The organism is Rheinheimera texasensis (genome assembly GCF_964031785.1).
Taxonomy (GTDB): domain Bacteria; phylum Pseudomonadota; class Gammaproteobacteria; order Enterobacterales; family Alteromonadaceae; genus Pararheinheimera; species Pararheinheimera texasensis_A.
This window is the reverse complement of sequence record NZ_CAXIRE010000015.1, coordinates 260,257-277,875: the sequence shown is the minus strand read 5'-3', so window position 1 is coordinate 277,875 and position 17,619 is coordinate 260,257. Positions and strand designations below refer to the sequence as shown.

The 17,619-nt window shown below is 50.1% G+C and carries 16 protein-coding genes; 8 read left to right on the top strand and 8 right to left on the bottom strand.

The window, feature by feature from the left end; translation table 11 throughout:
- Positions 1 to 5: 5 nt before the first annotated feature.
- Positions 6 to 1,556, bottom strand: a complete 1,551-nt coding sequence (locus ABNT34_RS05840) for a diguanylate cyclase (RefSeq protein ID WP_348729653.1) — start codon at positions 1,554 to 1,556, stop codon at positions 6 to 8.
- Between the two features lie 557 nt (positions 1,557 to 2,113).
- Here ABNT34_RS05840 and ABNT34_RS05835 point away from each other — a divergent pair.
- Positions 2,114 to 3,877, top strand: a complete 1,764-nt coding sequence (locus ABNT34_RS05835) for a PDZ domain-containing protein (protein WP_348729651.1) — start codon at positions 2,114 to 2,116, stop codon at positions 3,875 to 3,877.
- 60 nt (positions 3,878 to 3,937) lie between these two features.
- Here ABNT34_RS05835 and queF read toward each other — a convergent pair whose 3' ends face one another.
- A complete protein-coding gene (queF, locus tag ABNT34_RS05830; RefSeq protein ID WP_348729649.1) occupies positions 3,938 to 4,783 on the bottom strand; it encodes an NADPH-dependent 7-cyano-7-deazaguanine reductase QueF in 846 nt (281 codons plus the stop codon).
- A gap of 69 nt (positions 4,784 to 4,852) precedes the next feature.
- Between queF and syd the strand changes: the two genes are divergently transcribed.
- A complete protein-coding gene (gene syd, locus ABNT34_RS05825) occupies positions 4,853 to 5,392 on the top strand; it encodes a SecY-interacting protein (RefSeq protein WP_348729648.1) in 540 nt (179 codons plus the stop codon).
- Between the two features lie 8 nt (positions 5,393 to 5,400).
- Here syd and ABNT34_RS05820 read toward each other — a convergent pair whose 3' ends face one another.
- Both ABNT34_RS05820 and ABNT34_RS05815 read right to left on the bottom strand, forming a co-directional pair.
- Positions 5,401 to 6,171, bottom strand: coding sequence for a DUF2310 family Zn-ribbon-containing protein (locus tag ABNT34_RS05820; RefSeq protein WP_348729646.1), 771 nt, complete (start codon positions 6,169 to 6,171; stop codon positions 5,401 to 5,403).
- Entirely contained in the window at positions 6,171 to 6,467 is a 297-nt protein-coding gene (locus ABNT34_RS05815; RefSeq protein ID WP_348729644.1) for a hypothetical protein, read from the bottom strand. The genes ABNT34_RS05820 and ABNT34_RS05815 overlap by 1 nt, the downstream gene beginning before the upstream one ends.
- Positions 6,468 to 6,642: 175 nt before the next feature.
- On the opposite strand from ABNT34_RS05815, the gene ABNT34_RS05810 reads away from it, so the two are divergent.
- From ABNT34_RS05810 to ABNT34_RS05800, 3 genes are all read left to right on the top strand, one after another.
- A complete protein-coding gene (locus ABNT34_RS05810) occupies positions 6,643 to 7,014 on the top strand; it encodes a DUF3192 domain-containing protein (RefSeq protein WP_348729642.1) in 372 nt (123 codons plus the stop codon).
- A gap of 136 nt (positions 7,015 to 7,150) precedes the next feature.
- Positions 7,151 to 7,801: a GNAT family N-acetyltransferase gene (locus tag ABNT34_RS05805; protein ID WP_348729640.1), complete on the top strand. Its 651-nt coding sequence runs from the start codon at positions 7,151 to 7,153 to the stop codon at positions 7,799 to 7,801.
- Positions 7,801 to 8,139: a DUF962 domain-containing protein gene (locus ABNT34_RS05800; protein WP_348729638.1), complete on the top strand. Its 339-nt coding sequence runs from the start codon at positions 7,801 to 7,803 to the stop codon at positions 8,137 to 8,139. Before ABNT34_RS05805 ends, ABNT34_RS05800 begins: the two co-directional genes overlap by 1 nt.
- On the opposite strand, the gene ABNT34_RS05795 is transcribed toward ABNT34_RS05800, so the two are convergent.
- On the bottom strand, positions 8,119 to 8,415 hold the full coding sequence (locus tag ABNT34_RS05795; RefSeq protein WP_348729636.1) for a DUF3301 domain-containing protein: 297 nt from the start codon (positions 8,413 to 8,415) through the stop codon (positions 8,119 to 8,121). The genes ABNT34_RS05800 and ABNT34_RS05795 overlap by 21 nt on opposite strands.
- A gap of 92 nt (positions 8,416 to 8,507) precedes the next feature.
- Here ABNT34_RS05795 and ABNT34_RS05790 point away from each other — a divergent pair, with 92 nt between their 5' ends.
- From ABNT34_RS05790 to ABNT34_RS05780, 3 genes are all read left to right on the top strand, one after another.
- On the top strand, positions 8,508 to 8,852 hold the full coding sequence (locus tag ABNT34_RS05790) for a YqcC family protein (RefSeq protein WP_348729634.1): 345 nt from the start codon (positions 8,508 to 8,510) through the stop codon (positions 8,850 to 8,852).
- Positions 8,839 to 9,636, top strand: coding sequence for a tRNA pseudouridine(65) synthase TruC (truC, locus tag ABNT34_RS05785; protein ID WP_348729632.1), 798 nt, complete (start codon positions 8,839 to 8,841; stop codon positions 9,634 to 9,636). The genes ABNT34_RS05790 and truC overlap by 14 nt, the downstream gene beginning before the upstream one ends.
- A 473-nt stretch (positions 9,637 to 10,109) precedes the next feature.
- Positions 10,110 to 13,052: a TonB-dependent receptor gene (locus ABNT34_RS05780; RefSeq protein WP_348729630.1), complete on the top strand. Its 2,943-nt coding sequence runs from the start codon at positions 10,110 to 10,112 to the stop codon at positions 13,050 to 13,052.
- Between the two features lie 232 nt (positions 13,053 to 13,284).
- On the opposite strand, the gene dapD is transcribed toward ABNT34_RS05780, so the two are convergent.
- Genes dapD through map form a run of 3 tightly spaced genes read right to left on the bottom strand, consistent with a single transcriptional unit; the run spans position 13,285 to position 17,570 of the window.
- Positions 13,285 to 14,109, bottom strand: coding sequence for a 2,3,4,5-tetrahydropyridine-2,6-dicarboxylate N-succinyltransferase (gene dapD, locus ABNT34_RS05775; protein ID WP_031571612.1), 825 nt, complete (start codon positions 14,107 to 14,109; stop codon positions 13,285 to 13,287).
- A gap of 9 nt (positions 14,110 to 14,118) precedes the next feature.
- Entirely contained in the window at positions 14,119 to 16,743 is a 2,625-nt protein-coding gene (glnD, locus tag ABNT34_RS05770) for a [protein-PII] uridylyltransferase (RefSeq protein ID WP_348729628.1), read from the bottom strand.
- A 32-nt stretch (positions 16,744 to 16,775) separates the two neighbouring features.
- Entirely contained in the window at positions 16,776 to 17,570 is a 795-nt protein-coding gene (gene map / locus ABNT34_RS05765; protein ID WP_348729626.1) for a type I methionyl aminopeptidase, read from the bottom strand.
- Positions 17,571 to 17,619: the final 49 nt, after the last annotated feature.

Sequence of the window (17,619 nt, the reverse complement as noted above, 5' to 3'; positions counted from 1 at the left end):
CGGGTTCAGGATTTCAGCACGACCTGATCACGCCCCTGACGTTTGGCGTCGTATAGCGCTTCATCGGCACGGTCAAAGGCTTCACGCCCTTCATCTGTCGGCTTGAGTTGGGTGGCCCCGAATGATATTGAGATAACAACTTTGGTATCTTTGAATTTAAACGGAATGCGTTTTATTTTTTCCCGTAACACATTCAGCGGGGTTTCCAGTTGCTCCAGCGGCGTATCCGGAAACAGCAAAATAAATTCTTCGCCACCATAACGGGCAATAAAATCAGCTTCCCGCATGCTTTGTTTCAGCGCTTTTGCGATGACTTTCAAAGTTTTGTCGCCAGCACTGTGACCATAAGTGTCATTAATCGTTTTAAAGTGATCGACGTCCGCCAGTACGATAGACAGCGGCGTGTTATAACGCCGGCTGCGTTTAAGTTCCAGCTCAAAGCGTTCATCAAAAGCCGCGCGGTTAGGTAACTCGGTTAACGCATCCTGCAAGCTGCGGAATTTCTGTTCTGCCAGGCGCTTTTTGAACTGGCGGGCTTCATCTTCCAGTTCTTTTAAGCGGCTATCCATTTCTTTGACAGAGACCAGCAGAATTTCACGCTCTTGTCTTTCAAGACTTTCCTTGTCTTTCAAAGAGTTGCTTAGCGTATTTAATTTATCAGTGACCAATAGCTGTAATTGCTCCAGCGAAGTGGCAGATTGCGTGTCGTGGCTTAACATACTGATTTGTTGCTCAATCTGTTGATTAAGCTGTGCCATCTTTTCGCGGATGTTATTGGTCGATTTCAGTGACGACACCAGCGAGTTTTGTACGCTGTTCAGTGCATCATTGAGTTTCAGCAGGAAATGCTGTGCCGACTGCCGCTCTTCATTGATGCTGGAAATGATGATTTCGATGGTACGCAGGCAGGCTTCCAGCAGTTTTTCGATACTGAGGTCGCCGAGCAGGCTGATCCGAATCGCATTAATAGCGTTAGCATATGTGCCTTCAAATGCCAGTTCACTGAGCAGATTAGTCAGTTCTACCGAGATCTGCCGGCAAATGACTTCATAGCGGGTACTGTCGCTAATCTCCTGTAAATCCAGACTTTGTTTGGCATTTAATGCCAGTTGGTACAGTTCGGTCAGATGCGTTAAGTGCGGAATGTAGGCATGAATGGTTGGTGCAGGTTCTTCGACCCGTGATAACAAATCCCGCAAATCACGTCTGAGCTGATTAGGCAGACCCCGTTGCTTCTGCAGCAGTTTTCCGGCCTCACTGATGGTGAGTTGTGCTTTGCGAACTTCTTGTTGTTGCCGGCTTTCCAGGGTTTTCAGATGTTCTGTTGTCGCATCAATTTGCGGTAACAGTTTTTCCAGATCTGTACCATTCCCCAGTTGTTGCCGCAAACGCGCGAGGCGGTTGTCCAGTTCAACATCAATACCTTTGCACACCAGCGACAATCTGGCGACAAACTGCGTCAAAATGACAAATTGACTCTCGTAGGTGTCTTCCAGCTGCTTGCGGGCTTTCACGGCAGTGGCCAGTTGTTGTTTCAGAGATTGTTCGGAATCCACGACTCAGATGTTCCCGTCAGTATCGGCGAAGAAGGCTGGGCTAAGTATATCGCTTATGCGCAAAAAGCACAGTCAAAAATAAGCAGGTTCAGAGCTGGTTTGCCCTCTGGTTTTTTTCGCAGATTCAATATGTTGTTTTTACCGGTAGCTGATGAGTTGTGTTCTGCATTGACTATCTTTCGAAACGAAACATGTAAGTGGCAGAAATAAATAAAGCCGGGACTCTGCAGTCACCGGCTTTATTCATCTCGGCTGTTCGATGACAGCACGAATTATTTTTTTGTCAGATAGTAGGGTAACCAGGTTTGCTCTTCAGCAGCGGTAAGCATGTTCATAACAACTTTCCTGTATCAGCATTAAGTCAAGCATTCGGTTGGGTTGATGTGTCTGGCACCAACGGATTTCATTTAATCATATTTCGATTCGAAAGTAAAAGTTATTTTGTAATATTACATGTTGGGTTACAAAAGTTTTGGCAGTGAAATTTGCCACCTTCAACGCAAAGGGCTGGTTTCGTGCGGTTTTATTGCTTAGGCTGGGGAAAAAACGGAGTCTTTATGCGCTATTTTGCTTTTTTAGTATTGTTGTGTCCTTTATTCGCCAGCGCCGCTGTCGATTATCAGATCAGTATTACAGAGCCTGATCAACATCTTGCCGACGTCACCATCCGCTTGCCTGCAACGCAAGCCGGCCCATTTGACCTGAAACTACCGGCCTGGCGCAGCGGCAAATATCAAATTCTTGATTTGGCCAACGGCGTGCGCCGCTTTGAAGCGCGTTTAGTGGATGGCGCACCGCTGCAGGTAGAAAAAACCGAAAAAAGCACCTGGCAATTGCAAGTGCCGACGGCCGGGACTATCGAGGTGCGCTATCAGGTTTACGCCAACGAACTCAATCAGCGTACCCGACATATTGATGACACTCATGCTTATATCAATGCGTCGGCTTACCTGATGTACCACGAAGCGCAGCGCAAAGAACCGGTGACTGTCAGTTTGCAGGTGCCGGCGAACTGGCGCAGTACCTCCGGCATGACACGGACCGGCGCGCACAGTTTTCAAGCGGCAGATTATGATGTGTTAGCCGATTCGCCGATTGAAACCGGCATCCATCAGAGTTTCAGTTTTAAAGCTGATGGCCGTGACTATGAAGTAGTGTTCTGGGGACAGGGCAATTTCGATACGGCGCAAACCGTCAAAGATCTGCAGAAAATTGTCATGCAGGCCAGCAGCATCTGGCAGGGTTATCCGTACCAGAATTACCTGTTTATCGTGCATGCCGCGACGGGCGCGCGGGGAGCCACTGAACATCTGAACTCGACGGTGATCCAACGTGATCGTTTCAGCTTCCGCAAACGTGAACATTACCTGGAATTCCTGTCGACTGCGGCGCATGAGCTGGTCCACACCTGGAACGTCAAAGCCTACCGGCCGGCAGAGTTGGTGCCGTACGACTATTTGCAGCCGAACTACAGCAAACTGCTGTGGATCTCGGAAGGCTCCACCAGTTATTTCCAGAATCAGTTGCTGTTGCGGGCCGGCCTGATGACGCCGCAAGAGTTTTATACTGACCTTGCCAAGCGCTTAAAACGGTTTGCCCGCACACCAGGACGTGAAATTCAGTCCGTGGCGCAAAGCAGTTTTGATAACTGGATTAGTCTGGGTGGTGACCATGCGGATAATTTCAGTGTGAACATTTACAGCGAAGGTTATCTGGTTAGCTGGATGCTGGACAATTTCCTGTTAAGCAACAGTGGGTTAAAGGCCAATTACCGCACTTTACACAATGAGTTATATCAGCGTTTTGGTAAAACCACCGCTTTTACCGCTGCTGATGTGCAGCAGATTGCGCTGGATTTAACCGGAAAACCGCTGCAAGAGTTCTGGGCCGCGCAGGTGGAAAGCCCGCTGGAACTGGACGCTGACGCGCTGCTAAAAGCGGCGGGTCTACAGCTGGTCAAACCCAAATCTACTGAACCCTTCAGTGGGCTGACGGTGCAGGCGCAGAAAGACCTGGCTGAAGTGACCAAAGTCGAGCGCGGCTCGCCGGCCTGGTTAGCTGATTTGTCAGTCGGCGATCAGATCATCGCAGTCAACGGCTTGCAGCTGCAAACAGAACTGGCGGAACGGTTAAAAGATTTCCCGGCTGGCAGCGCTGTGACCTTGACGCTGTTCCGCGATGGCCGGTTGCTGGAACGCCAGCTGACACCGCAGACGCAGCCGGCCGGCAACTGGCAAATTACGCCAGTGGCCAAACCCAGCCGTCAGCAAAAAGCGTATTATCAGGCCTGGCTTGGCATGGATTTACCGGCGGCCAAATAATCGAGAAGACAACTGAAAAAGCCCGCGCAGCGGGCTTTTTGCTATGCAGAATCCAGAATGTTATTGCCGGGTCAGGCGAATATTCGGCGGTGTGTAGGGAATGCTGCTTCGCAGTGGATTAATATCCAGGCCACCACGGCGCGTATAACAGGCATATACCGCCAGAAATTCGGGTGTCGCCAGACGCCAGATATCGGTATAAATGCGTTCTACACATTGCTCATGAAATTCATTGTGCTGACGGAAGCTAATCAGGTATCTGAGCAGGCTTTCGTGGCAAAGGGCCGGGCCTTTGTAGTGGATATACACGCTGGCCCAGTCCGGCTGCGAGGTGATCAGGCAATTTGATTTCAGCAGATGAGAATGTAATTTTTCTTCGACAATGTGGCCGGGCTCGGCCAGCCGCAATAATGCACCGTCATACTGATATTGGTTGATTTCGATATCCAGCTCGTCGATACAACGCCCCGGGATCCAGGTTGGCTGAAACGCCACCAGTTCGTTGACATGATGAATGGTCACGGCCACAGGCTTGCCGGCGCAGGCGGACAAATCCTGCTGCATGGTTTGATAAACCTGGCTGATATCCCGGAAGCGGGTTTGGTTAAAACTATTTAAGTACAGCTTAAAAGATTTGGACTCAATCAGGTTATCCGAGTCAAAAGGTACTGTCACCGTCAGCAAAGCCACCATGGGTTTACCTTTGCTGTTAAGCCAGGACAATTCATACCCGTGCCAGACATCATGACCGACAAATGGCAGCGCTGCATCCGCCGGCAGGCCTATCGCATCGCGCGCCAGCTGGCGGGGCACCGGTTGCAACAAGCCGGCATCATATTGATCGGCATAAGCCGTCACTTTGCCAAGGCTCAGATGGGCCAGGGCGGCTTCAGTTTGTTTTGTCATGATAGATCCGAAAAGCATAAAATGATCAGAAGGCAACTTTGCCCAGTTTATCACAGGAAGCGTATATCGATGTCCGAGTTACAGCAGCAGTTACTGCAATTGGCACAACAATCCGAGGCTTTGGCACGGCAACGCGGCGAACAATGGCAGGCCTGGGCCGATCCGGCCGAATTATCGCCAGCACAGTTTGGCGAAGTCACCGACGAACAAGTCGCCTGGTGGCCGGTCGCGCAAACGCAGCCGCTTGATTTTGCCGGTATTGAACAAGGCCTGGATCTGCCGTTGCATCCATCCATCAAAGAGTTCTACGCCACATTGTGGGGAGCAGATCTGCCGGTGGCTCATCCACGTGGCCCTGCCAGTCTTTTGTTACTTTGGCATCCGGGCGATTTTGTCCGCTTACAACAGAACTTAATCGCCCATGTGCTGATGAAGCGCCGGCTGAAGCAACGGGAGACGTTATTTTTTGCCGTGACCGACGAGGAAGATACGATGTTGTCGGTGCTCAACAGCAGTGGTGAAGTTTTTCTGGAACACACCGGGCAGGAAGTCAAACAGCTGCTGGCGCCAGACTTATTGAGCTTTTTGCGCCAGCTGCAGCCTGCTTGAAACAGCAATTATCCCTGACAATGCCACGCGATGTTGCTGACCAGCAAACAGCGGTCACAGCGAAAGTCAAAGCGTTGATGCCAGGGGTCGGACAGTAGCCAGTCATCACCACATCCCGGACAGCGGCGTTGTTGTTCTGCTGCACAGTCAGTGCTGCTGCCCCGATACAAAGCGTAATACACCGGTTTAGCGATGCGCTGGCTGATACCACGGGCAAAAGCGCGGCCCTGACGGTTAAGCTGACTACCAAAATTTTGCAATGCGCGTTCAGCGGGTTTGAGCAACACACTGTTCTGCTGCATCTGAACTTCGTCCAGCGCCTGATATTGCAGCTGCCAGCGGATCAAATCCTCAAAACCGGAGCTTGTGCCAAAATGGTACAAGGGCACAGGCGCAAAATGCTCGGCACAGTAAAGCACTGAATTCATTTGGGCAAAGCGGCAATACAGGATGTATTGCTCTGCGCTCGGGCAGGGATCGGTGTGATTCGACATCAGGTCGACACCGGCGATTTCTGCTTTCGGATACGCCAGCCCCGCCTGCTGCAATGCGTGCAGCGCTTGCCGGCCTGCATCGCTGTGATGGGCCATCAACAGTGCATCCTGAGCAGGAAGCAAAACCCGGCTGACAAAATGATCCTGCTGCAGCACAGTCGGAAATTCGCGGCCAAGGATCTGGCCCTGAAAAATCAGCGCTTCCAGATAACGACGAATGGCCGCTTCGGCGGCGTCATAGCTGGTATCACCGATGACCCTGAACGCTAAATCCGCGGCGAACATCAGTTTTTGCTCTGTAACAGCTGCAGGATTAAATCCAGCTTGTGTTCGAGCCTGTCGATATCGGTCTGCCAGTCTGGTGTCGCGTTGGTTGTCGGTAGTGCTGCTGCGGTTGCCGGTTGCTCCGGTCCTTGTTGGATTGGACTGCCTTGTGCACGCCAGCTTTGGTAAGCGCTGAACAGTTCACTCGGGTTGATTCCACCACCTAAACGGGCCCTGACCAGCGCCAGACTCGGTGATTTGCCTTCCTGCTGTAGTTGGCTGGCGACAATGCTAATTCTGCTCAGTAATGTGCTCATTAAATTTCGTTACATTGGCTAATTAGTGGTTTAATTTACCACTTTATTTTGATATCTCGCGAGCGATTCATAGTAAGCTATTGATTAGTATGACTTTAAAAGTTGGCACTCACCTTGCTGTTCGGAAACATCAATTCAACTACCGAATTGTTATTGAAATAAAAGGAAAACAATTATGCATGCATTCTTCAAATTAATCGCCGCAGTTGCAGTGATCAGCAGTTTATCCGGGTGTGTTGTAGCAGTAGGAAATGACGATTTTGACGATGATGATGACGGTAATAACTGGCGAAAAACTCAGCAATACAACCAGAACTATGTCAGCGCATTAAAAACCGGCACTGATATTGGTGCTGTCAGACAGAATCTAGGCACGCCAGCATTCAGTGAGTCTTTTAATAAACAAGGCGAAACCGTAGAAGTGCTGTTCTACCGCACCCACCACAGTCACAGTGACGGTATGACCAGCAAAGATGAATGCACTGCACTGATCTTTAAACGTGGTCTGTTAGTCGGTTGGGGCGACAAAGCCTACCAGAATCTGTAAAAGCGACGATCCACAGAAAAGCCGGGAGATTTGACAGAACCGTCCCCCGGCTTTTTCCTTTGCCCTGATGCCAGTGCAAACTTGCAGTTCTGTTTTGCCCTGCTATCGTCAGTGAACTAATCACAAGGGGCGTGGCATGAACCGTAATATATCGCTGGATTTCTCCAAGTGCCGTATCGAGCAACTCAACGCTGAACAACTCCGACAAGCTAGTTCCATTCTCTACAGTGCATATCATGACGACCCGTTATTTATGCAGATTTTTCAAGCCGATAAGCCAGATTTCGAAGCCCGTTTACGTGCCGCTATCCGGGAAGAACTAGCCACTTTTTGGGATAAACAACAACCGGTACTGGGCTTGTTTTGTGATGAGCAACTGCTGGGGGTAGCCTGTCTGACTGAACCTGACGCCGGGTTTCAGGGCGAACGTTTGTGGCACTGGCGGCTGAAGATGTTGTTGACTGCGGGCTACTTATCCAGCCGGCAAATGCTGGATAAAGAGAAAAAAGTCCACGAAGCGATGCCAGCCGCTTCCTACCATATGTTGGCGTTTATAGCACGTAATCCCGCTTATTATCATCCTGATGCGATGAGTCATTTCCTAAATGCTATTGATCACTGGGTTGACCAGCATCCAGGATCTGAAGGCGTTGGAGTCTTTGTCACACTGGACAAATATCTGCCTTTTTTTCATCAGGACCAGTATAAGGTGGTCGGACAACTTGACTTCCAGAAGGTCAGCGGTAAATTGCTGTTCAGAAGAAGGCAACAACTGCAGGAATCCTGATGTCAGGCCAACCATTCAAAACTTTTCGAGATTTTTATCCGTATTATCTGCAGGAGCATCAGCGGCCACTATGTCGCGCTTTGCATTATTGTGGCAGTACGCTGGTATTGTTCATCTTGGGATACGCAATTTTCAGTGCCGAGTGGCAGTTACTTTGGCTGATGCCTGTTGCCGGTTATGGCTTCGCCTGGGTGGGGCATTTTTTTGTTGAACACAACAAGCCAGCGACCTTCCGTTATCCGGTTTACAGTTTGGTTGGCGACTGGGTGATGTATGCTGAGTTTCTCACTGGACGCCTGGCCGCCAGCTTAGCGGCATCAGACCCGAAACGGCGGTAGTTTAAAGTCAGCCAGACGCAGACCTTTCATCCAGAGCTCGGCCTGGTAACGGCTTTCTCCATCACCGCTGAAATCAATCAGGTACAAAGTCCGTAAGCCTTTACGTTGATTGAGCTTTACCCAACGATGACCATCTCTGGCACAGTCCAAAAATTGTACTTGCTGCTGCTGACAAAGCTGTCGGGCCAATGCTGTGGCGCGTTCGTCCTGCCGGCGTTGCATTAAAAACAGATAAGCGACCAGCATCAGCGCCAGTAATACTGCAATTGAACTCATATTAGTTCCTCCTGGTTGCGATCATGTGGCTGATGAACTGCAAAAGCAAGCCTTGTGCTAAAATCCGCGGCCTTTGATGCGGGGAGTTTCAGATGAAGTATCAACAGACTCAACACTTATTGTTGGCGATCCAGGCTGAGTTGTGTCATTTACAGTGGTGGACTGCTACGCCGCCAAGTGCCACAGCACTTGCCAGTCAGGCGCCATTTTGCTGCGATACCATGCCGCTGCAGCAATGGCTGCAATATGTTTTGCTGCCACGGATGCAGGCGCTTATCGATGCGCAATTGCCGCTGCCTGCACAAATCAGCATCTGCCCCATCGCCGAAATTGCTTTTGCTGAATCAGGCACTGCGGCCTTTCCTTTGATCAATCTGCTCGGCGATTTGGATGAATTACTCAGTGGCAAACGGGAGCAAAGCATTGCAAGAGTCTGAGTTTAAGCATCCCCTGGAGCTCCTCTATCAGGACGAATGGCTGGTTGCCGTGAATAAACCAGCCGGTATGCTGGTGCACCGCTCTTTTCTGGACAAACACGAAACTGAATTTGTGCTGCAGCGTTTGCGCGACCAGCTCGGTCAGCATGTGTTCCCGCTGCACCGGTTGGACAGGCCAACCTCTGGAGTCCTGTTGTTTGCGTTGTCCTCTGACATTGCGAGACAAATGAGTGAACAGCAACATCTTTGGCAGAAGGCTTATCTGGCTGTGGTGCGCGGTCATCTGAAAGAGCCGTTACTGCTGGACTATGCATTAAAAGAGCAGCTGGATGCTATTGCCGATAAATTTGCCCGCACGGATAAAGCTGCTCAAGCTGCACAATCAGCCATCTGGCCGCTCGAGCACATTGAATTACCGTACGCGGTAGGACGTTATGCAACTGCCCGCTACAGCTTATTAGCCTTGCAGCCATTAACCGGGCGCAAACATCAGTTGCGCCGCCACTGCGAGCACTTATTTCATCCGATTGTCGGTGATACCACCCACGGCGACGGCAAGCACAATCAATTATTTCGTCAGCAATTTAACTGTAAACGTTTGATGTTGCATGCGGCCCGTTTGTGTTTCCGGCATCCGGTCACTGATCAAGATGTGGTGGTCCATGCCGCCTTGCGCGATTTTGCTGCCGTGTTGTCGCAACTAGGCTTTTGTTTTGATGAAGCTGCCGCAAGCAGCGCCTTATCTGCCCTAGACGCCCGATTGTTAGCAATCCGGCAGGATTAAGCTGGCGAATAACGGTTTTCAGTGAATGAAAGACCATATTTTATCAGTTTCAGACTGAGTTCCGATTCGTTTAAACCGAATATCGCAAATTTATGTTAATTGGTCTCAGTTCAGTAAATGCTTTTATGTTAAATAATAATAAATAAATAAGAAATTTAATATAAATCAATTTTTTTGCTTCATCTGTACTCATGCACGGGGCTAATGGAAAAAAACTTTTATATACATAAACTTACAGGTGTGGTGGTCTCAAGGAAAGGTACCAGGTTAAGCCAATTTTCGTGGCAATTTCTTACCTTATTTGTGAATAGTTGTAATTTGAATGGAAATTTTACGCGGAATTTTCATTTTTTTTGTCTTTTTCAGTGCCTGCTATGGGTATTTTGTTGATATACAGAAACTGTCTGTTCATGGTAATAGTAGTAGAGGAACGGAAAGTTCCTGGATAACAACAAATTGGAGAATAAGAAATAATGAAATCCAACAATGGAACATGGCGCTTCAAGCGCTCGCTGGCTGCGCTGGCGGTGTCGACAATCCTTGGTATGTCTGGTGCAGCGTCCGCTGCAGGCTCTACAGGTACAGTAATAGGTGCGATTTCTGGTGTTCCGGCCAGTGGTTACACAGTCACTATCAAAAACCCAAGCATTGGTTTTAGCCGTGAAATTCAGGTTGATGCATCTGGCTCATTCCGTTTTCCACAGCTGGCCATCGGTGATTATGAAATCGTCGTGACAAAAAATGGCACTTTAGCCGGTCAGCAAAAAGTCCGCGTGACTGTTGGCGGCACTGCGAATGCCCGTTTTGATTTAGGCGCGCCGTCAGGCGTTGAACGCATTGAAGTGACGGGTGCCCGCGTGTCAGCTGTGGATTTAACCAGCGCTGACTCAGGTCTGACTATCGGTGAAGTAGAGTTTGACCGTTTACCGGTTGGCCGTGATATCACATCAGTTGCCCTGTTAGCGCCGGGCACCATTAAAGGTGAATCACAGTTCGGTAACCTGGCTTCTTTCTCTGGTTCGTCTGTTGCAGAAAACGTATGTTATATCAACGGCATGAACGTCACAGATCCAGACAAAGGCCTGGGTTGCGGTTCTATCCCGTTTGAATTCTATAAAGAATTCCAGGTGAAAACCGGCGGTTATTCAGCCCAGTACGGTCGCGCAACCGGTGGTGTGATTAACGCAGTATCTAAGTCAGGTACTAACGAGTTTGAATTCGGTGCAACTGCTTATTATCAACCAGACTATCTGGGTGATGGTACTGAGCTGACCAACTACGCTGGCGCTGTATTCCGCGATACTACTAAAAACAAATACACTGAAACCAACGCGACTATCTCTGCAGCGGGTCCAATCATCAAAGACAAGCTGTTCTTCTACGCTATCTACAACCCACGTAGTTTTGAACGTAACGAAGCTTATGCATCAAACGCCCGTACTACCGCAACCAACCGCTGGCGCGAAACGGACAGCAATGACGCATTCTGGGGCGGTAAATTAGACTGGGAAATTAACGATTCACATCGTTTATCCCTGTTTGGTTTCTCAAATGACCAAAGCCGTGACCGCACTCAGGTCAACTACAACGCACTGACAGACACTGTCACTACACCTTCAAATCGGATTTTCTCGGACGAGATTCAAGAAGGTGGTACCAGCAGTTCATTAAGTTATAGTGGTACTTTCAGCGAGACGTTTAACGTATCGGCCATGGTTGGTACCTACAAAACTGAATCGAGCGTGATCCCAGGTAACACAGAATGTCCTTCAGTTACTGACTCACGGCCAAACCAGGCGAACCCACTGTTGTCTTGTGGTTCAGGCACTGGTATCGACAGCAACGAAATCGAACGTGAAATCCGCCGGATTGACTTTGAATGGGCATTCATGGATGGCCATTTATTACGTTTCGGCTATGACGGCGAAGAAATCAAAGCCAACCACATCACAGCTCCGGCCGGTGACGGTACCTATGCGTACAACACTATTGCTGCTGGTGCGACCATTGGTGGTACAAACTACACAAACAACACTACCGCAGCGCATGACTATGTGTCTAAACGTGTGTTTGCCGGTGGTGGTGCATTCTCTACTGAAAACTACGCAATTTACGTGGAAGATCAGTGGACTATTAACGAACAATGGTTTGCGACTATCGGCGTACGTTCAGACGTTGCTGAGAACAAAGGCAAAACTGGTGTCACCTTCGTAGAACTGGATGACCAGATCGCACCACGTTTGGGTCTGACTTACGATCCAAACGGCGATGGCAGCTCTAAAGTATTCGCGAACTACGGTAAGTATTTCTTCCCAATTCCGGTGAATACTAACTACCGTACAGCGTCTGGTATCCGCGACGTGACTGAATATTACCGTTTCACCGGTATCAATTCAGCCAACAACACGCCGACTGGCCTGACACTGTTAGATACGCACATCAATGGTACTGGTGCTATCCCAGATCCAATTCTGTCAGCAGCTCCTGAGTATTCAGCGCAATCTGTCACTGAGTATATCCTGGGTTACCAACGTGAACTGAACGAAGAATATACCGCAATGGTGCGTGGTACTTACCGTACTACTGACAACATGGGTGATGACTACTGTGACCGCGAAATCGACCCAACGGGTGACGGTAACATCTGTACACTGTTTAACCCAGGTAAAGGTCATACCTTCGGTAAAGACGAAAACGGTGACGGTAAAGTAGATCCGGGCTCAGTGAAATACTATTCAGCTGAGGAACTGGGTTTACCAGAAGGTAAACGTGATTATGCTGCGGTTCAGTTCGAACTGTCTCACCGTTCAGAAAACCTGTCATGGACTGCACAATACGTCTGGTCACATAGCTACGGTAACAACGAAGGCGGCGTAAACTCTGATAACTATCAGACAGATACCGGCGTATCTTCATTCCTGGACTTCAAAGCCAGTGCTGAAGGTTCAAACGGTAACCTGCCAAACGACCGTCGTCATGCGTTTAAACTGTATGGTTCATACTCACTGACTGATAACTGGAGCGTAGGTCTGAACTCTTCATTGGTTTCAGGTCGTCCGGTGTCTATGCGTGGTCTGAGCTTCCCGGTGAACAGCCCGATCCCACAACCAGGTTACGGTGACACATACTACGTCTACAACTCAACAACCAAGACTTACATCTTTAACCCACGCGGTTCTAAAGGTGAAACTCCTTGGCTGTTTAACTTAGATGCGTCAGTGTCTTACGCCTTTACTTACAACCAGTTACAAGGCCGTGTCAGCTTAGACATGTTCAACGTACTGGATACTCAACAAGTTCAGTCAGTCAACGAACTGGGCGAGACCGTTTCCGGTACTCAGAACCAATTCTATGGCATGGCGAACTCGTTCCAGACTCCACGTCAAATCCGGCTTGGCGTGTCTCTGGACTTCTGATGAGTTAAAACAGCCTGCGCTTGCATAAAGTGCACGCTGTTTGCTGTACCTTACAATAAGTGATTGTCAAAGCCCGCTGTCCCTCCCTCAGCGGGCTTTTTTTATGTGGCGCCAGTGATTCGCACGCAATGAATGGCTTCAGTATTAGGCTGCGGCTGTTCGTTACATCAGCGGCGAAACTACGGGCAAAAAAAAAGCCCCGCGGTCTGCAGGGCTCTGTCGATTGACCTGATTAATCAATACTGCGCAGCAGGGCATTAATGCCTACTTTGGCGCGGGTCTGGGCATCAACTTTTTTCACGATAATCGCCGCATACAGGCTATGCGTACCGTCTTTAGACGGAATGGAGCCTGGCACAACTACGGCACCCGCCGGCACACGGCCATAAGTGATTTCACCGGTTTCACGGTCGAAAATCCGCGTCGACTGGCTGATGTAAACACCCATCGACAACACCGCGCCTTCTTCGACGATCACACCTTCAACCACTTCAGAACGGGCGCCGATAAAGCAGTTGTCTTCAATGATCGTAGGATTGGCCTGTAGCGGCTCTAACACGCCGCCGATGCCGACACCGCCGGACAAGTGCACGTTTTTACCGATTTGCGCACAAGAACCTACTGTTGCCCAGGTGTCCACCATAGTGCCTTCACCGACATAAGCGCCGATGTTGACGTACGACGGCATCAACACCACGTTTTTCGCAATATAGCTGCCTTTACGCACAGCCGCAGGTGGCACGACACGCACGCCTTCAGCGACAAACTGTTCATGACTGTAGCTGGCATATTTCATCGGCACTTTGTCAAAAAAACGGTTTTCCGCGCCGTCCATCACCTGGTTGTCATTGATACGAAATGACAGCAGCACCGCTTTTTTCAGCCATTGGTGGGTTACCCATTCGCCGGAGATCTTCTCGGCAACGCGGGCCTGACCAGCATCGAGTAGGGCGATAGCGTTGTTGACGGCCTGGCGGACTTCGTCACTGACGGTGGATGGAGTGATCGACAAGCGGTCTTCAAATGCTTGCTCGATAATGCTTTTTAAATCAGACATGGTCTTTCTTCAGCCTTCTGTAACATCGGTGAGTTGTTCCACCAGGACCCGGCGTAAATTTGCCTGCTCATCAGCTGACAATGCCTGGTCCTCGCGGGTTGAAATCATAAAAAAGTCTTCGGCGCGCTCGCCGATGGTGGTGATTTTCGCGGCGTGAATGTTGATATCACACTGTGCAAACACCTGACCAATAGTCGCCAATAAACCCGGCATATCCAGCGCCGCCAGTTCCAACATAGTGCGGTGTTTATTTTTGCCGGGCAAAAACACCACCTTCGGCGGCACGTGGAATGCTTTTAGTTGCTTGTTAATCCTGACCTTAGCATTGAGCAGAAGTTCCGGCTGGCCAATCGCTTGCTCCAATGCCTTTTTGATGCTTTGAATGCGTGAGGTGGACGTCACGGCATTGCCGTTTTGCTCCAGCACAACAAAAGTATCCATGGCATAACCATCTTTATTCGTCATGATTTGCGCATCAAAAATGCTGACTTTTTTGCTGTCGAGCGCCGCGACCATCCGGGCAAACAGCTTCGGCTGGTCAGCGGTATACACAAAGATCTGCGTGCCGCCGCGCATGGCGGTGGGGCTGACTAACACCAACGGCTTGCTGAAATCCGCATGCGCCAGTAAGTGCTCGCTGTGCCAGGCAATCAGCTTAGGATTATAACGGGCAAAATAATCAGCTTTAAATTTGGCCCACAACGGCAGCACTTTATCTTCGGTGATGCCGATTTCAGCCAGCAGACGCAAGGCTTCGGTCTGGTGCTCGCGGATTTGGTCGCGCAGGTCCATCGGTTTTTCCAGACCACGGCGGAACGCTTTTTGTGTGCCGAGATATAGCTCACGCAGCAACGAGCCTTTCCAGTCATTCCACAGATTGTCGTTAGTGGCGCGGATGTCGGCCAGTGTCAGGCAATACAGATAATTCAGTCGGGTTTCGTCGCGAACTTTGTCGGCAAATTCGGCGATCACGGCAGGATCGTGAATATCCCGGCGCTGCGCTGTGACCGACATCAGCAGATGTTGCTCGACCAGCCAGACAATCAGCTTGGTATCAAATTCACTGAGTTTGTGCATTTTGCCAAACTCGCGGGCGTCGATGGCGCCGAGCTCGGAGTGGTCGCCACCCCGGCCTTTGGCGATATCGTGGAAAATGCCGGCTAAATACAGCAGTTCCGGTTTTTCCAGCCGTTTAACGATATCAGTACAAAGCGGGAATTCGTTGGCAAATTCCGGTTCAGTATAACGATGCAGATTCTTCAGCAAACGGTGCGTATGCTCATCGACCGTGTAAGCGTGAAATAGATCAAACTGCATCTGGCCGACAATATTACGCCAGGCTGGAAGATATGCCGCCAGAATGCCATGGCGGTGCATCAGCGTAATAGCACGGTCCATGCCCTGCGGGTGTCGGATGATCGCCATAAACAAATCACGGCAACCCTGATAATCCTGCAAATCGCCCATCAGCCGACGCCGCACCTGGCGCAGCAGCCGCAGCGTTTCGGAGTGGATGCCCTGGATATTCGGTTGTTCGGCGATATGCCAAAACAGTTTCAGAATATTTTCGCGCCGGGCGAACACGGCTTTATCGGTGGCATAAATCAAATGACCATGTTGCTCAAACACATCATCAAGTTTTTGTACCTTGAACTTGCTGTGACTTTTCAGGATGTTGCCTTCAAAGTGCTGTAACAGCATTTCGTTCAGTTCGCTGACGCGCTGCACAGTACGGAAAAAGCGTTTCATCATCCGTTCGACTGAGGCTTTGCCGTCATCGCCAAAACCGAGCCAGCGGGCCACGGCTGGCTGATAATCAAACAAAATACGGTTTTCATTACGGCCGGCTTCCAGATGCAGTGCAAAGCGCATCTGCCACAGGTAGGCCTCACATTCCATCAGCTCCTGATATTCATCTTCGGTCAGGTAGTGATGCGCGACCAGTTCGCGCATGGTGCGGGTGCGGAAGTGTTTTTTCGCCACCCAGCCGACGGTCTGAATATCACGCAGCCCGCCCGGATTGGCTTTTAAATTTGGTTCCAGGTTGTAAGCAGTACCGTGATATTGTGCGTGGCGACCTTGTTGTTCGTGGCGTTTGGCCTGAAAGAAGTCTTTACTCGGCCAGAAACTGTCTTTGCTGACTTCCAGTGCCAGCTGCTCGAATAACTGCTGATTACCGCTGAGAAAGCGCATTTCCATCAGGTTGGTGGCGATAGTGATATCGTCACGGCCAAGCGTCAGGGTTTCTTTGATAGTGCGGACGCTGTGACCAACTTCGAGGCGTAAATCCCACAAAATAGTGACAAACTGGCCGATTTGTTCCTGCTGCTCGCGGCTTAAGCGCGATTCGGTCAGGATCAGCAAATCAATGTCGGAGTAGGGGTGGAGTTCGCCGCGGCCATAACCGCCCACCGCGATTAACGTCAGGCCTTTGTGCTGATGCAGCTGATAATGGCGCCACAGCTGCTGCAGCACTTCATCGATAAAACGGGCACGGGCCCGTACCAGCGTGGCCACACTTTGCGTGGCGGAAGCGACTTTCAGCCAGTCGAGAAAGTCACAGAAATGTTTTTTATAACCGTCGAGGGTAAACTGGCCCGGGACTGTTTTTTCAAAGACCATAGCCGTTGTCATGCGCTGTTACCCTGTGCTGACAGGGACTGCGCTCAGGCGTCCGCTGTCAGGATCCGCTCAATAGTGTCATCTGATCGCAACGTCAGAATTTCACAACCCGTGTCCGTCACCACAATAGTGTGCTCGAACTGAGCGGATAAACTACGATCTTTCGTTACAACCGTCCAGCCGTCTTTCAGTAATTTACTGTGGCGCTCACCGGCGTTGACCATAGGTTCTACCGTCAGGCACATGCCGGTTTTTAACACCTCACCGGTGTTTGGCCGGCCGTAATGCAGCACTTGCGGATCTTCATGGAAGATTTCACCGATGCCGTGGCCACAATATTCCCGCACGATCGAGTAGTTATGCTTTTCTGCATGAACCTGAATCACATGGCCGATATCGCCCAGGCGCGCGCCGTTTTTGACTTTTTTCAGGCCCAGATACAGACATTCCTGCGTCACACGGATCAGCCGGTCCGCCAGAATGCTGGGTTTGCCGACGACAAACATTTTGGAGGTGTCGCCATGAAAGCCGTCTTTAATGACAGTAATGTCGATATTGACGATATCGCCGTCTTTTAACACCTTGTCATCCGCCGGAATACCGTGACAAATCACATGGTTGACCGACGTACAAATCGATTTGGGGAAACCGTGGTAATTCAGCGGTGCCGGGATAGTTTTTTGCACATTCACCATATAATCGTGGCAAATGCGGTCCAGCTCGCCAGTCGTCACGCCCGGTTTGACATAAGGCTCGATCATTTCCAGCACTTCTGCGGCCAGACGGCCTGCAATGCGCATTTTTTCGATTTGTTCCGGGGTTTTGATCGTGGCGGCCATCAGGTTCTCTCTGCTGTAAAACTACACAATTCATTGTGTTTGCGGGGCA